15 protein-coding genes are annotated in these 15,791 nt (G+C 45.7%); 4 read left to right on the forward strand and 11 right to left on the reverse strand.

The features are described from left to right. Position 1: 1 nt before the first annotated feature. The 7 genes from rho to spo0F form a co-directional block, all read right to left on the reverse strand. Positions 2-1,285: a transcription termination factor Rho gene (rho, locus tag bslm_RS18230; protein WP_003221939.1), complete on the reverse strand. Its 1,284-nt coding sequence runs from the start codon at positions 1,283-1,285 to the stop codon at positions 2-4. Positions 1,286-1,315: 30 nt separating this feature from the next. Next, entirely contained in the window at positions 1,316-1,477 is a 162-nt protein-coding gene (locus tag bslm_RS21480; RefSeq protein WP_003227632.1) for a hypothetical protein, read from the reverse strand. Between the two features lie 214 nt (positions 1,478-1,691). Beyond that, positions 1,692-2,657, reverse strand: coding sequence for a class II fructose-bisphosphatase (gene glpX / locus bslm_RS18235; RefSeq protein WP_003242962.1), 966 nt, complete (start codon positions 2,655-2,657; stop codon positions 1,692-1,694). 30 nt (positions 2,658-2,687) lie between these two features. Beyond that, the gene (locus tag bslm_RS18240; protein ID WP_003227628.1) at positions 2,688-3,977 is read right to left on the reverse strand and encodes a UDP-N-acetylglucosamine 1-carboxyvinyltransferase; all 1,290 of its coding nucleotides are present in this window, start codon (positions 3,975-3,977) and stop codon (positions 2,688-2,690) included. A gap of 378 nt (positions 3,978-4,355) precedes the next feature. Beyond that, on the reverse strand, positions 4,356-4,994 hold the full coding sequence (gene fsa, locus bslm_RS18245) for a fructose-6-phosphate aldolase (protein ID WP_003227626.1): 639 nt from the start codon (positions 4,992-4,994) through the stop codon (positions 4,356-4,358). Positions 4,995-5,113: 119 nt separating this feature from the next. Beyond that, positions 5,114-5,971, reverse strand: coding sequence for a class II fructose-bisphosphate aldolase (locus tag bslm_RS18250; RefSeq protein WP_003243339.1), 858 nt, complete (start codon positions 5,969-5,971; stop codon positions 5,114-5,116). A 180-nt stretch (positions 5,972-6,151) separates the two neighbouring features. Next, positions 6,152-6,526, reverse strand: a complete 375-nt coding sequence (gene spo0F, locus bslm_RS18255; protein ID WP_003227621.1) for a sporulation initiation phosphotransferase Spo0F — start codon at positions 6,524-6,526, stop codon at positions 6,152-6,154. 165 nt (positions 6,527-6,691) lie between these two features. On the opposite strand from spo0F, the gene bslm_RS18260 reads away from it, so the two are divergent. Then, a complete protein-coding gene (locus bslm_RS18260) occupies positions 6,692-7,213 on the forward strand; it encodes a DUF2529 domain-containing protein (RefSeq protein ID WP_029318708.1) in 522 nt (173 codons plus the stop codon). 81 nt (positions 7,214-7,294) lie between these two features. Here bslm_RS18260 and pyrG read toward each other — a convergent pair whose 3' ends face one another. The 4 genes from pyrG to bslm_RS18280 all read right to left on the reverse strand — a co-directional run bounded on the left by pyrG (position 7,295) and on the right by bslm_RS18280 (position 13,101). After that, on the reverse strand, positions 7,295-8,902 hold the full coding sequence (gene pyrG, locus bslm_RS18265) for a glutamine hydrolyzing CTP synthase (protein ID WP_003227612.1): 1,608 nt from the start codon (positions 8,900-8,902) through the stop codon (positions 7,295-7,297). Between the two features lie 241 nt (positions 8,903-9,143). Beyond that, the gene (gene rpoE, locus bslm_RS18270; RefSeq protein ID WP_014665742.1) at positions 9,144-9,665 is read right to left on the reverse strand and encodes a DNA-directed RNA polymerase subunit delta; all 522 of its coding nucleotides are present in this window, start codon (positions 9,663-9,665) and stop codon (positions 9,144-9,146) included. Positions 9,666-9,847: 182 nt separating this feature from the next. Beyond that, on the reverse strand, positions 9,848-10,987 hold the full coding sequence (gene acdA / locus bslm_RS18275) for an acyl-CoA dehydrogenase AcdA (protein ID WP_046160953.1): 1,140 nt from the start codon (positions 10,985-10,987) through the stop codon (positions 9,848-9,850). Continuing rightward, positions 10,984-13,101: a heterodisulfide reductase-related iron-sulfur binding cluster gene (locus bslm_RS18280; RefSeq protein ID WP_046381393.1), complete on the reverse strand. Its 2,118-nt coding sequence runs from the start codon at positions 13,099-13,101 to the stop codon at positions 10,984-10,986. The genes acdA and bslm_RS18280 overlap by 4 nt, the downstream gene beginning before the upstream one ends. Before the next feature lie 154 nt (positions 13,102-13,255). Here bslm_RS18280 and cls point away from each other — a divergent pair, with 154 nt between their 5' ends. The 3 genes from cls (at position 13,256) to bslm_RS18295 (ending at position 15,780) form a co-directional block, all read left to right on the forward strand. Beyond that, positions 13,256-14,452 carry a cardiolipin synthase gene (cls, locus tag bslm_RS18285; protein WP_041850420.1) on the forward strand — a complete coding sequence of 399 codons (1,197 nt, stop codon included), beginning with the start codon at positions 13,256-13,258 and terminating at the stop codon, positions 14,450-14,452. Positions 14,453-14,464: 12 nt separating this feature from the next. After that, positions 14,465-15,427, forward strand: coding sequence for a UV DNA damage repair endonuclease UvsE (uvsE, locus tag bslm_RS18290; RefSeq protein WP_046381394.1), 963 nt, complete (start codon positions 14,465-14,467; stop codon positions 15,425-15,427). Between the two features lie 80 nt (positions 15,428-15,507). After that, on the forward strand, positions 15,508-15,780 hold the full coding sequence (locus bslm_RS18295; RefSeq protein ID WP_003227597.1) for a hypothetical protein: 273 nt from the start codon (positions 15,508-15,510) through the stop codon (positions 15,778-15,780). The last annotated feature ends 11 nt before the right edge of the window (positions 15,781-15,791 follow it).

Consider the following 15,791-nt stretch of genomic DNA (forward strand, 5'->3'; position numbering starts at 1 on the left):
TTTACCTTCTTGCAGATGATAGATTTGCCTGTTTCCATTCTTGATTGAGAATATCGAAAAATTCCTGGTTTGTTTTGGTTTTTTTCATTTTTCTCATGAACTTTTCTGCGAAATCAGGTGAATCAGACATCGTTTTGCGGATAGACCATAAACGATCAAGATGCTCTTTAGGCACAAGCAGCTCTTCTTTGCGCGTTCCTGAACGGCGGATATCGATGGCAGGGAAGATGCGGCGCTCGGCAAGAGAGCGGTCAAGATGGAGCTCCATGTTGCCTGTTCCCTTGAATTCTTCATAAATGACATCATCCATACGTGAACCAGTATCAACCAGAGCCGTAGCAAGGATGGTTAAGCTGCCGCCCTCTTCGATATTTCTCGCAGCCCCGAAGAAGCGTTTCGGACGGTGGAACGCCGCTGGGTCAATCCCCCCGGAAAGCGTTCTTCCACTTGGCGGAATCACTAAGTTGTAGGCGCGGGCAAGCCGTGTGATGCTGTCCATCAGGATAATGACGTCTTTTTTGTGTTCCACGAGACGCATCGCACGTTCAAGCACAAGCTCGGCCACTTTGATATGGTTTTCCGGCACTTCATCAAACGTTGAGCTGACGACATCCCCAGCTACAGAGCGCTCGATATCGGTTACTTCCTCAGGTCTTTCGTCAATTAAAAGCACGATCAGCTCTGCTTCAGGCTGGTTCGCTGTAATGCTGTTGGCAATTTCCTTCAGCAGCATCGTTTTTCCGGCTTTCGGCGGCGCAACAATCAATCCGCGCTGCCCAAATCCAACCGGCGCCATCATGTCCATAATTCTTGTAGACAAGAAGTTCGGCTTTGTTTCAAGCACCATTTGACGATCCGGATAAAGTGGCGTAAGAGCCGGGAAATGCACACGCTCTTTTGCAGATTCGGGATCATCCCCATTTACTGCTTCAACGTGCAAAAGTCCATAGTAACGCTCATTTTCTTTTGGCGGGCGAACCTTGCCAGATACTTTGTCTCCGTTCCGCAAATCGAAACGGCGGATTTGTGAAGCTGAGATGTAAATGTCTTCTGAGCTTGGAGAGTAGTTGATCGGTCTCAGGAAGCCGAAACCTTCAGACTGGATGATCTCAAGAACGCCTTCCATAAACAGCAGATCTTCCTGTTCTGCATTCGCTTTCAGAATGGCGAAAATGAGTTCTTTTTTTGTCAGTTTGCTGTAATAGGAGATTTTATAATGTCTTGCAAGTTCATAAAGCTCTTTCAATTTCATATTTTCCAAAGAGGAAATAGATACGTCTTTCATAAAAACACCACGCTTTTCATAGTCAATATCTTACTCTGAACATGTCATCTGCTGCTTTTGCACAACATCCGCCAAAGCACATTCTTTTTTTAACATAAAGGAACTTCTATCGGTAACACTTCCACCCATGATCGGCGCTTTTGTTAAAAGGATTGTCTTAATGAGTTTTGAAGGAAGCGAGGACAAAAACATGAGAAGATCAATACTTATATCGTCTGTATGCGGTAGAAATTGAAACTTTCCTAGTGCTTAAAAGAAGGTATTACGCAGTAAAATTCGCAGCACTCTTTATTTTTACCTTATTTCAAAAAATTATTCAACTGAAATAAGGTTTTGACACGGAATTGATAGAGTTGACGCTTTTCTGCAAAAGTTAAAGCGGGCTCACACCCGCTTTTTCTGTTTGTTATGGACGGATTACAAGATTTGGTTTCTTTTTCAAGCTGTGTCTGCCGTCAACGAAACGAACAGTGCCCGATTTTGCACGGATAACTAAGCTTTCAGTTGTACCGACAGAGCCTTTGAATTGAACTCCTTTTAACAGCTCGCCGTCAGTAACCCCTGTAGCTGCAAAAATCGCGTCATCACCCTTCACAAGGTCTTCCATGCGAAGGACTTTGCTTAAATCAAGGCCCATTTTGTGACAGCGAGTGATTTCTTCTTCGCTTTGCGGAAGAAGTTTACCAATGATTTCTCCGCCGAGTGCTTTTAGCGCAACAGCGGAAAGCACACCCTCAGGAGCGCCGCCTGATCCGAACAGGATATCAACGCCCGTGTGGTCGAAAGCCGTGTTGATGGCGCCTGCGACATCGCCGTCATTGATCAATTTGATTCTGGCGCCGGCCTCACGAAGCTCGGAAATGATTTTTGCGTGTCTTTCACGGTTTAAAATTGTGGCAACGACGTCCTCAACGTCCTTGTTTTTCGCTTTTGCCACCGCTTTAAGGTTGTCAATGACAGGTGCTTCGATGTCAATGCAGCCCACCGCTTCCGGACCGACTGCGATTTTTTGCATATACATGTCAGGAGCATTCAGCAGAGTGCCGTGGTCTGCGACCGCGATCACCGTCAGCGCGTTCCAGCCGCCGCTTGCTAAGATGTTTGTGCCTTCAAGAGGGTCAACTGCGACATCAACGCGAGGGCCGTACCCGTTTCCGAGTTTTTCCCCGATATACAGCATCGGCGCTTCGTCCATTTCCCCTTCACCGATTACAACGGTCCCTTTCATCGGCACTGTATCAAAAACGTCTCTCATTGCACTTGTTGCCGCTTCATCAGCCTCATCTTTTTTTCCCCGGCCCATCCATCTTGCTGATGCCAATGCCGCAGCTTCTGTCACACGTACCAATTCCATTGATAAACTTCTTTCCATTTCAACACGATCTCCTCTCACAAGAAACCATTATGAATTTTGAAGCTGTTCTATTTCTTCGTCAGTCATTCTTTCACGCCAAATTGTCGCTCCAAGCCCCTCAAGCTTCTTCTCAAGGCTGCTGTATCCTCGGTCAATATGCTCCAGTCCCGTAATTTCCGTGACGCCATCAGCCATCAGTCCGGCTACCACCAAGCAGGCTCCGGCACGCAGATCACTCGCCTTCACTTTTGCGCCTTGAAGCTCGACAGGACCTGTGATGATGGCAGATCTGCCTTCTACTTTCATATTGGCACCCATTCGTCTCAGCTCATCAATGTGCTTGAATCTTGCCGAGTAGATGGTGTCTGTGACGACACTCGTCCCTTTCGCCCTTGTCAGGAGCGCCGTCATCGGCTGCTGTAAATCAGTCGGAAACCCCGGGTATACGAGGGTTTTGACGTCAACCGGCTTTAAGTTCTTCTGCCCGCCGACAATGAGGAGCTGGTCGTCGCTTGTTTCGATATGATAGCCCATTTCTCTCAGCTTTGCCGTTAACGACTCAAGATGAGTAGGGATGACGTTATCGATAATGACTTCCTTGCCCATTGCAGCCCCTGCAATCATAAATGTCCCGGCTTCAATTCTGTCCGGAATGATCGTATGCTTGCAGCCGTGCAGTTCCTTCACGCCGTCGATTCGAATCACATTGGTGCCCGCACCTTTGATTTTGGCGCCCATGCTGGTAAGCAATGTCGCGACGTCAATGATCTCAGGCTCCTTGGCAGCGTTTTCGATGATCGTTTTCCCTTCTGCCAAAACAGCGGCGAGCATAATGTTAATCGTTGCCCCAACGCTTACGACATCTAAATAAATCCGTGCGCCTCTCAGCCTTTCAGCTCGCAAATAAATGGCGCCTTGTTCATTGGTTACTTCAGCTCCGAGTGCTTCAAAGCCTTTGATATGCTGATCAATCGGACGGGGCCCTAAGTGACAGCCGCCAGGCAATCCAATGACCGCCTGCTTGAAGCGGCCGAGCATCGCCCCCATTAAATAATATGACGCGCGAAGCTTTTTTACTTTCCCGTTAGGAAGCGGCATGCTGATCATCGACGTAGGGTCAACAACCATTTCCCCATTCTCAAAATGCACGTTGCCGCCGATTTCCTTTAACAGGTCACGCAGCGTTTCAATATCTGAAATCTCTGGAAGCCCTTCAATTGTCACCTCGGAATTTGCCAAAATGGTTGCAGGTATTAACGCAACAGCGCTGTTTTTAGCGCCGCTGATATGTACTGTACCGTTTAACGAGTCACCGCCGGCAATATTCAACTTTTCCATGATAGTCTCCTTCCATAAGAAGATAGCTGCGGAGCTAAATAAAATGTCATTTTATTCTGTCTCTGCAAATAAAGCTCATGTCCAAAATCTAGCCAATTCGAAGAGAAAGAATACAACACATTGTAAAATATCAGGAAGAAAATAGCGAAGCTTTGGGGGGTACAGGTTTCAAAAGATGCACAGAGACCCGCCGGCTCGAGAGACATCGTCGTCATCCGGCAAAAGCAGTACGCATACCCTTCATTCCGATATCAGCTTCTGCAGCCCAATGATTCCTTCTCTGTAAAGCGGCGTCAGCATCTGAAGATCCGCTGTATCAGGTCGGTGAAATACAAAGGCCGCGGCAAACAGGCATAAAGCTGTTTGCCGCCCCTTTCATTATTTGTTCCAGTCTGCCAGGAATTGTTCGATTCCTTTGTCTGTTAACGGGTGTTTAGTGAGCGCATGAATGACTTTCAGCGGCATTGTGCCGATATGAGCCCCTCTAAGAGCAGCTTCTGTCACGTGCTGCGGATGGCGGATTGACGCTGCAATGATTTGCGTGTCAAGGCCGTGAATATCAAAAATCTGTTTAACTTCTGAAATCAGGTCAAGCCCGTTGTGGCCGATGTCATCTAAACGTCCCAGGAATGGAGATACATATGTTGCCCCCGCTCTGGCAGCAAGAAGCGCCTGGTTGGCATTGAAGATCAATGTAACGTTTGTTTTGATGCCTAAGTCAGTAAGTGCTCTTACCGCTTTTAAACCGTCAGACGTCATTGGGATTTTCACCGTAATGTTCGGAGCGATCTTCGCCAGTTCTTTTCCTTCCTCGATCATTTCCTCAGCTTTCAAAGAAATAACCTCTGCGCTTACAGACCCTTTCACGACGTCTGTGATCTCGCGAAGACGGTCGTGGAATGATACGTTAGCTTCCTTTGCTACTAAACTAGGATTCGTCGTTACACCGGCGAGAATTCCTAATTCATTCGCTTCTCTAATTTCATCGATATTGGCTGTATCAACAAAGAATAACATTTTCAAAAAGCCTCCCTGATTAAGAAATTTTCTGAACTGCGAATATGATTGCGCTTTCTAAAGATAGACGGAAAACCGCCTGTCAAGCTGTCAGGCGGCTATAAAAAGTTCCAATTGAATTAAGCTTGGTTTGAAGAACCAAATTCACGCATTTTACCGATAACTGTTTCTTTGATCGCTTCACGAGCTGGTCCAAGGTATTTACGTGGATCGTACTCGTCAGGCTTAGCTGCCAATGTTTCGCGAACAGCTTTTGCAGAAGAAATTTGGTTTTCAGTATTCACGTTGATTTTAGCTGTACCAAGTGAAATTGATTTTTTGATGTCAGCAGTTGGAATTCCAGTACCGCCGTGAAGAACTAGCGGAAGACCAGTTGATTTTCCGATCTCTTCCATTTCTTTGAAGCCAAGGTTTGGCTCACCTTTGTAAGGGCCGTGAACAGAACCTAATGCAGGTGCAAGGCAGTCGATGCCAGTGCGCTCAACAAGCTCTTGGCACTCTTTAGGATCAGCGTAGATTACGCCTTCAGCGATAACGTCATCTTCTTGTCCGCCTACTGTTCCAAGCTCAGCTTCTACAGATACTCCGTGGAAATGAGCAAGCTCAACAACTTTAGCAGTTGTTGCTACGTTTTCTTCAAATGGATGGTGAGAAGCGTCGATCATTACAGATGTGAAACCTGCATGAATCGCTTTCGCACAAGATTCAAAGCTTGAACCGTGGTCTAAGTGAATCGCAACAGGAACTGTCACTTTGTACTCTTCCATAAGTGCTTTTACCATAGCAACGACTGTTTTGAAGCCGCCCATGTAGCGTCCCGCACCTTCGGAAACACCAAGGATCACTGGAGATTTTTCTTCTTCAGCTGCTTGTAAAATCGCTTGAGTAAACTCAAGGTTGTTTAAGTTAAATTGTCCTACAGCGTACCCTTTTTCTTTAGCTGTATTCAACATTTCCGTCATAGAAACTAAAGGCATGTCGAATGTCCTCCTTATGTAGCCTGATTGTCTTCTAGCGAAAAAAGCTTTCCACCCTAGCATGACCCATATATTGCTGTCATATGTAAATACTCAGATCGCTTTTTCTCCATAACTAGGATACCAACTTTTCGACAAATCGGCAACATAATGACATGATTCATTTGTTTCTTCTTTTTGTCAGTTAGACTTCAGGGGCAGATATTTTTTGACGGCGTCTCTGATTTCGTCGATGTCAAACGGCTTGGCAAAGTGCGTCAGAGCGCCCAATTCCTTCGATTCTTGGATCATGTCGAGCTCTCCGTATGCCGTCATGATAATGACCCGGATGTTTTCGTCAATGACCTTCATCCGTTTTAAGATTTCGATTCCGTCCATGCCGGGAATTTTCATGTCCAAAAGCACAAGGTCGGGCCGTTCTTTTGTCACAATGTCAAGCGCCTGCAGGCCGTTCGCAGCCTGAAACGTCTGGTAGCCTTCTTTATTGAACACTTCATTTAGCAAAATACGAATGCCGTATTGATCATCAACGATTAAAATTTTTTCATTCATCATTTTACACCCCAATATTATGATTTTCGTCAAAAGTAAGCAGTATTGTATGTATTCTGTTTGATTTTCCTATTTCCTTTAATTATAATAGTCTACTTTACGACATTTTCTGAGCATTTTCTCTTTTGTTGTATACTGATATTGTACGTTATAAAGGAGGATTCACTTATGTTGAAAATATTCACGACGCAGTTAACAGGTATTTTTTCCCGCATTCAGGATAAGGAATCTGACGCGATTGAAGATGGGGCGCGGCTGCTTGCTCAAGCGGTGATCAGCGGGCATTCCATTTATTTATACGGAGCGAATGAGCTTCAGGGCGTCTTTTATGAGGCCACCGAAAGCAAAGAACCCTTCCCATCTGTCAAAGCCTTTCCAGAAAGCGCTGAGGAAGTGACAGAAAGCGACAGGGTGCTGATGTTTTGCTCAGGGACGGACACAGCCGAAGAACAGGCGCTCGCAAAAGAGCTTTATGAAAAAGGTGCGGGAGTCGTATGCGTATCGCCCGCAGCCAAAGACAGTGCTGGAATAGAACAGTATTGTGATGTGCATATTGATTCTAAATTAAAAATGCCGCTTGTTCCTGATGAAGACGGCACCCGTTACGGGTTTCCCTCTTTAATGACTGCACTGTATGTCTATCACGCTTTATCGTTTACACTAAAAGAAATTCTGCAAGAGTATGCATAATATCTTATTGTACATGCTGGAACTTGCCGGAAACAAATAAAAAAGACTTGCCCGCTTTTGACAAACGGCAAGTCTTTTTTATTACTTCTGATTTGCAGCTTCGACAGACGCTCCGATAAAGCCTTTGAATAGAGGCTGAGGTCTTGTCGGTCTTGACTTGAACTCTGGGTGGAACTGAGAAGCCACGAACCAAGGGTGGTCTTTCAGCTCGATGATTTCAACAAGGCGTCCATCAGGGCTTGTGCCTGAGAATACGAAGCCTTGCTCTTCCATTTGCTGTCTGAATTCATTGTTAAACTCATAGCGGTGGCGGTGGCGCTCGTACACCACTTCATCCTGATACACTTCAAAGGCTTTCGTGCCTTCTTCAAGCTTACAAGGGTAAAGGCCGAGACGAAGCGTTCCTCCGAGATCCTCAACATCCTTTTGTTCAGGAAGAAGATCAATGATCGGGTATTGAGTTGACGGATCAATTTCCGCTGAGTGGGCGCCTTTTAAGCCCAATACGTTTCGTGCGTATTCAATAGACGCCACCTGCATGCCCAAGCAAATGCCCAAGAACGGAATGTTATTTTCGCGCGCGTATTTTGTCGCGACGATTTTGCCTTCAACACCGCGGTCTCCGAATCCGCCCGGCACAATGATACCGTCTGTTCCGCTTGTGAGTTCTGCGATATTGTTTTCTGTCACTTCTTCCGCGTTGATCCACTTCACTTTTACATCTGTGTCAAACGCATAGCCCGCATGGCGGAGAGACTCGACAACAGAAATGTATGCGTCAGGAAGCTCAACGTATTTGCCGACAAGGCCGATTGTAATCGTTTGAGACAGGTTGCTGACTTTGTTAACAAGCTCTTTCCACTCGGACATTTCCGCTTCTTTGCATGCCAATTTCATGTGCTCGCAAACAAGCTTATCAAGCCCTTGTTTTTGAAGCTCCAGCGGAATGGAGTAAAGGTTGTCCGCATCTTCACATTCGATAACCGCTTTTGTATCGATGTCGCAGAAAAGCGCGATTTTATCTTTCATATCTTGAGAAATCGGCATTTCTGTACGAACGACGATGATGTTTGGCTGAATGCCCAAGCTGCGCAATTCTTTTACGCTGTGCTGTGTCGGTTTTGTTTTTAATTCGCCAGCAGCTTTAATGTAAGGTACGAGCGTACAGTGGATGTACATTACGTTTTCACGGCCGATATCGCTCTTCATTTGACGGATCGCTTCAAGGAATGGCAGTGATTCGATGTCTCCGACAGTACCGCCGATTTCTGTAATGACAACATCTGCGTTTGTCTCTTTCCCTGCGCGGTAAACACGGTCTTTCAATTCGTTTGTGATGTGCGGAATGACCTGTACGGTTCCGCCAAGGTAATCTCCGCGGCGTTCTTTTTTAAGAACTGTTGAATAGATTTTACCTGTTGTCACGTTGCTGAATTTATTCAGGTTAATGTCTATAAAACGCTCATAGTGACCAAGGTCCAAGTCTGTTTCAGCGCCGTCATCCGTTACGAATACTTCACCGTGCTGGTACGGGCTCATTGTTCCCGGGTCAACGTTGATGTATGGATCGAATTTTTGAATCGTCACGTTCAGTCCGCGGTTTTTCAGCAAACGCCCTAATGAAGCTGCTACAATACCCTTTCCAAGTGAGGATACAACTCCCCCGGTTACAAAAATATATTTCGTCATTTCGTTTGCTCCTCTCTTCGCTCTTAGCTACATTTTTAAAATGTACTATTTTATAAAAAATCATTTAGCCTTTTAAATGATTTATAAGAAAAATGAGGGGTGAAAATAAGAAAGCTCCCTTTCAATTTCTTGAAAGGGAGCATAACGTACTATGTTCTCTCTTCGTTTTTGAAGAGCCCAAAATACATACTACCTAGTTCGACTATGAAAGTCAAGATCGTTTTGAAGATGAAATCTGATACTATTTAATTTCCTCTTCTTCATCATCATAGTCTTCATCATCTTCATCAACAATATCTTCTTCGATCTCAAGATCGTCGTCGTCTTCGTCAAGATCTTCATCGTCAAAATCGTCGGCTTCAAGATCGAGTTCTTCCTCAACTTCATCCAAATCAAGGTCGTCTTCGTCGATCTCTTCAAACTCGTCAAGATCAAGATCTTCTTCGACTGCTTTCTTCGCTTTTTTCTTTTTCGCCTTGACTGTCGGCTGAGTTTCTTCATCAAGCTGATCATACGGATACCAGCTGCGAAGCCCCCACGTCTGGTCAGAAAGCGCCAGGAAGCGACCGTCAATGTTTAAATCTGTATAAAATTGAGCGATGCGGTCTCCAAGCTCTTCTTTTTTCACGCCGAGCAAAGATGCGATTTCATTTAAAAGCTCCTGAAAAGGAACTGGTTTTTTATGTTCTTCAAATAATTCGTGAGCGATTTCAACTAAAGCCATTTCCTTTAGCTCTTCCTGTGAATATTGTTTGATACCCAAGGTCGGACACTCCCTTTCTATTACTTATATGTATCTGTTTTATCAATAATGAAAGCGATTTTGTATCGTTCTTATACAAACCATACCTCTCATTATAAACAAAATAAAACAGAATATGCTACCCTTAACAGCGTTAATTTAAATAATTTTACAAGAGTGATCCGACTGAGAGATGTTTTCCGTTAATCCGCGAGCATTCTGGAGATGACCAGTCTTTGAATTTCTTGAGTGCCTTCATAGATTTGCGTGATTTTTGCATCACGCATATAGCGTTCCACCGGATAATCTTTTGTATAGCCGTAGCCGCCGAAAATCTGCACAGCTTCGGTCGTTACCTTCATCGCCGTATCCCCAGCCATCAGTTTGGACATGGCGGAAGCTTTTCCATATGGGAGGCCCGATGATTCTAACCACGCAGCCTGATAGGTCAATAGCCTTGAAGCTTCTATCATTGTCGCCATATCCGCGAGTTTAAAAGCGATGCCCTGCTGCTCGGCGATCGATTTTCCGAATTGCTTTCGCTCTTTTGCATATAGAAGCGCCGCATCAAGCGCTCCTTGGGCGATGCCTACGGCTTGTGCAGCTATGCCGTTTCTGCCTCCGTCAAGCGTCTTCATCGCGATTTTGAAGCCTTCTCCTTCTTCTCCGAGACGCTTTGATGCGGGCACTACACAATCTTCGAACATGATTTCCGTTGTCGGTGAAGAACGGATGCCCAGCTTCTTTTCTTTCTTGCCTGTAAAAAATCCTTCAAAATCCTTTTCTACTATAAAAGCGGTAATGCCTTTTTTCTTTTTCTCGGGATCGGTGACGGCAAAAACAATGTAAATATCAGCAACGCCGCCGTTTGTGATAAACACTTTGGAACCATTTAACACATAGTCATCGCCGATTCGTTCAGCAGTTGTTTTCATGCTGCCGGCGTCAGAGCCAGACCCTGCTTCGGTCAAAGCGAATGCGCCGATTTTCTCTCCGAGGGCCAGCTGTGTTAAGTACTCTGTCTTCTGTTCCTCTGTCCCAAAGGCAAACAGCGGCCAGCTGCAAAGAGAGATATGGGCGGAAAGCGTCACACCGGTGGAGGCGCACACTTTTGACAGCTCCTCCACCGCGATAACGTAGGCCAAATAGTCACTTCCGATTCCGCCGTAATCTTCAGGCCACGGAATTCCCGTCAGCCCCAGATTTGCCATTTCCCGAAACAACTCGCGATCGAAGCGTTCTTGTTCGTCCCGTTCTGCCGCTGTCGGGGCCACCTCATGCTTCGCAAAATCGCGCACCAATTTTCGTATCATCTCATGTTCTTCTGATAATGAAAAATTCATTGCTTCTCCCCCATTTTCAGATCAGCGCCTAAAACGGATTGAGCCAGAAGCTCGACGACATCGTACGTTTTGACTTGGTCTTCGGCTTCCTTCGCCTTTGTGCCGTCCCCAAGCATCGTGAGACAATACGGACAGCCAGAACTGATCACCGATGGGTTGACTGCGAGCGCTTGCTCTGTCCTGGCGACGTTAATCCTGTTGCCTGTTTCTTCCTCCATCCACATTAATCCCCCGCCGGCTCCGCAGCACATGCCGGTTTCCCGGCTTCTCTCCATTTCAACAAGCTGCACGCCCGGAATGGCTTTCAAAATCTCTCTCGGCGGATCATAGACTTCATTGTACCGGCCCAAATAGCACGAATCATGGAAGGTAATCGTCTCATGAAGCGGGTGCTGCGGTCTTAATTTTCCGTTTTTCACAAGCTCGGCCAGCACTTCTGTATGATGATAAACCTCGCCTTCAAATCCGAAATCCGGATATTCGTTTTTAAATAAATTGTATGCATGGGGATCGATCGTAACGATTTTTTTGACATCATTTTTTTCAAATTCAGAAATATTCTTCTCAGCCAGCTCTTGGAACAAAAATTCATTTCCGAGGCGGCGCGGCGTGTCTCCTGAATTTTTTTCTTTATTGCCGAGGATCGCGAAGGACACGCCCGCGTGATTGAGCAGCTTGGCAAAGGAAATTGCGATTTTCTGGCTTCTGTTGTCGTAAGACCCCATGGAGCCTACCCAGAAAAGGTACTCAAATTCTTTTCCTTCTTTTTTCATTTCTTTTACAGTCGGAATCTCAGCATCCGGCGCCTCGTCACGCCAATTTTCACGTTCCTTGCGATTGAGTCCCCACGGATTCCCTTGCCGCTCAATACTTGTCATTGCGCGCTGGGCGTCACTGTCCATTTTTCCTTCTGTCAGTACGAGGTAGCGGCGGAGGTCGATGATTTTATCCACGTGCTCATTCATGACCGGGCATTGATCCTCACAGTTCCGGCAAGTGGTGCATGCCCAAATTTCTTCCTCTGTGATGACGTCGCCGATCAAGCTTGGATTGTAATCAAGCGCCGCTGCGGCTTCCTGCGATCCGTTGCCCGCTGACGCCGCAGCCAGCTGATTGCCTCTCGTATGCCGAAACGCTGCTGCGGGCACCCATGGGGAGCGCGAGGTGACGGCAGCGCCTTTTTCCGTGAGATGGTCTCTGAGACGCAAAATCAAGTCCATCGGAGAAAGCATTTTTCCGGTGCCTGTTGCAGGACACATATTTGTACAGCGGCCGCACTCGACACACGCGTACAGATCAAGCAGCTGAGACTGTCTGAAATCCTCAATTTTTCCCGCTCCGTAGCTTTCTTTCGTTTCGTCGGTAAAATCAATTTTTTCAAGTTTTCCGGCAGATTCCATTCGATTGAAAAAGACGTTTGCCGGGCCGGCGATTAAATGGGCATGCTTTGACTGAGGCACGTACACTAAAAAGCTAAGCAAGAATAGGAGATGGATCCACCATGCGATATAGAAAATCACCGCCGCGCCTGTTTTCCCGACACCGCTAAGCATAAACGCAATACCTGAGGCAATTGGCTCGCTCCAAGAAAGCCCATGCTCATGCCAAATCAGATTCATCCCGTTCCCAAGCAGAACGGTCAGCATTAACCCTCCGATAAAAATAAGAACGAGTCCAGCTTTGAAACCGCGTTTCAGCCTCACGAGCTTTTCGATATAACGTCTGTAGAATGCCCACCCAACAGCAATTAAAATGAGAAACGTAACAATTTCCTGAAAAAAGGTGAAGGCGGGATAGACCGGGCCAAGCGGCAGATTCCGGCCGGGAGCCAGTCCTTTGATGATAAAGTCAATTGCTCCGAACTGAACCAATATAAATCCGTAGAAAAACATGACGTGAATGATTCCGCTTTTCTTGTCCTTGAGCAGTTTTTTCTGTCCGAATACATTCACCCATATGGCGTGAAGCCGTTCCTTGAACCGTTGATCAAATTGTTCTTTCTGGCCGAGCTTGATGTAGGCCAGTCTCGTTTTGACCAAGTACACAAACAAATAGACAGCGTAAGCGGTTACAATCAGAAATAATAATGCATTTGCGATGAGAAAGCCGCTCATTCCAATTCCCCCTTTTTACTGATAAAGACCGCGAGCCCCTACCCCCGAATCTGTATAAGATTATCTTTATGATAAATAATGAATGAGTGTTCAGTCAATAATTAAATTCCTGCTGTTCGGGCACACTACCTTTACTACGGAAAGGAGTGCCGGTATGAAGGTATTTATCGTGATTATGATCATTGTCGTTATTTTCTTTGCCTTGATTCTGCTTGATATCTTCATGGGCCGTGCCGGATACAGAAAAAAGGCGTACGAGCCTGTTTTTTCAAAAAAGAAGAGTGACATCGAATTGATCCACTGCGGCGCTGATCTCGTTGAGCGGATGATGAATGATATTCGCCAGGCCGCCTCTTCTGTTCACATGATGTTTTTTATTATGAAAAATGATGAGGTCAGCCACAATATGTATACCTTGCTGAAAACAAAAGCCCAAGCTGGCGTATCCGTTTATTTGCTTCTGGATTGGGCGGGCTGCCGGGCAATTAAAAAAACGGCGCTGCAGACGATGAAAAATGCCGGCGTCCATGTCCATGTGATGAATCGTCCCCGTTTTCCTTTTTTCTTTTTTCATATGCAAAAACGGAATCACCGGAAGATTACGGTGATAGACGGAAAAATCGGTTATATCGGCGGGTTTAATATCGCCGAAGAATATCTTGGAAAGAAAGCGAAGTTCGGCAATTGGGAGGATTATCATCTGCGCATGATCGGAGAAGGCGTACATGATCTTCAAACGCTTTTTGCTTCTGATCTAAAACGTAATACCGGAATCGAACTGGGTTCGGATGTTTGGCCAAAGCTTCAGCAAGGGACTATTTCTCACAAGATATATGCGACTGACGGTTATTCCCTTGAAAACATATACTTGGCCAACATTGCCCAAGCGAAGAATCGCCTTACGGTTTGCACGCCTTATTACATTCCATCAAAACCGCTTCAAGAGGCCCTTATTAACGCAAGAAAAAACGGCGTATCCGTGAGAATCATTGTACCGATGAAATCAGACCATCCGCTGGTACGAGAAGCAGCTTTTACGTATTATTCGGAGCTCTTGGATGCCGGCTGTCTTATTTATCGTTATTATCAAGGGTTTTATCATGTAAAAGCCCTCATCATAGACGACCATCTCAGCATTATCGGAACAGCCAACTTCGATAAACGAAGCCTGTTTTTAAATGAAGAGGTGAATGTCGAAATTGATGATGAAGCGTTTACAAGTGAAGTCTATGCCACGATTGAGGAGGATATGAAAAAGTCGGAGCGGCTGACCATGGAGGATTTCAGCAAGCGCACATTCAGGCAGCGCCCGGCGGAATGGCTCGGCAGGGCATTATCTTATTTCTTATAAAGGAGAGTTCCTATGATTTTCAGATTCGGGTTCGTTTCAAATGCGATGAGCCTTTGGGATGCGTCTCCCGCTAAAACATTGACATTCGCGCGTTATTCAAAGCTTTCAAAGACTGAAAGAAAAGAAGCGCTTCTGACTGTGACAAAAGCCAATTTGCGCAATACGATGAGAACCCTTCACTATATCATCGGACACGGCATCCCTTTGTACCGTTTTTCCAGTTCGATTGTGCCGCTGGCTACGCATCCCGACGTGATGTGGGATTTTGTAACACCGTTTCAAAAAGAGTTTCGGGAGATTGGAGAGCTTGTTAAAACCCATCAACTGCGAACAAGCTTTCATCCAAATCAATTCACTCTGTTTACGAACCCGAAGGAATCCGTCACAAAAAATGCGGTAACCGATATGGCGTATCACTACCGCATGCTTGAGGCCATGGGCATTGCTGATCGCTCCGTTATCAACATTCATATTGGCGGCGCTTACGGAAATAAAGACACCGCCACTGCACAATTTCATCAAAATATAAAACAGCTGCCGCAGGAGATCAAAGAGCGGATGACACTTGAAAATGATGATAAAACATATACAACGGAAGAAACGCTTCAGGTCTGTGAGCAGGAGGATGTTCCGTTTGTCTTTGACTTTCATCATTTTTACGCCAATCCAGACGATCACGCCGACCTGAATGTAGCACTGCCCCGCATGATCAGAACGTGGGAGCGGATCGGCCTTCAGCCAAAGGTTCACTTGTCTTCCCCAAAATCGGAGCAAGCGATACGCAGCCATGCCGATTATGTTGACGCCAACTTTTTGCTGCCACTGTTGGAACGCTTTAGGCAATGGGGAACGAATATTGATTTCATGATTGAAGCAAAGCAGAAAGACAAGGCGCTTCTCCGCTTGATGGATGAATTAAGCTCCATCCGCGGTGTCAAACGCATCGGGGGCGGTGCGCTGCAATGGAAGTCATAAATGTGCAAAAATAGGTTTACGACTTGTCAGCTTTGGGAACTTAGGCTATATAAGACAACAATCGATGGAGGAGAAAGATCATGAAAAATATCAAGTCTCTGAAAGTAGCCGCACAGGCCTTTACTTTAAGAAATTTGATTCATCTTTATAAAATGTGCCATTCCGGAAGCCACGAGGTTTATATTTATTCAAAGAAAACGATGTGCAAAATCAAAAGCTTAATTGAGCTTGAAACGTTCCGCATGGCTCATAATGAAAAGGAATATCTGATCGTAGTTGAAGGAACAAAAGCATCACAGCTCATTGAAAAATTCCAAAATCTCATCGAGCCTGCTGAGAGAGAAGCGCTCTAACTTACATACAA

The organism is Bacillus sp. LM 4-2, from assembly GCF_000978495.1.
Lineage (GTDB): Bacteria > Bacillota > Bacilli > Bacillales > Bacillaceae > Bacillus > Bacillus subtilis.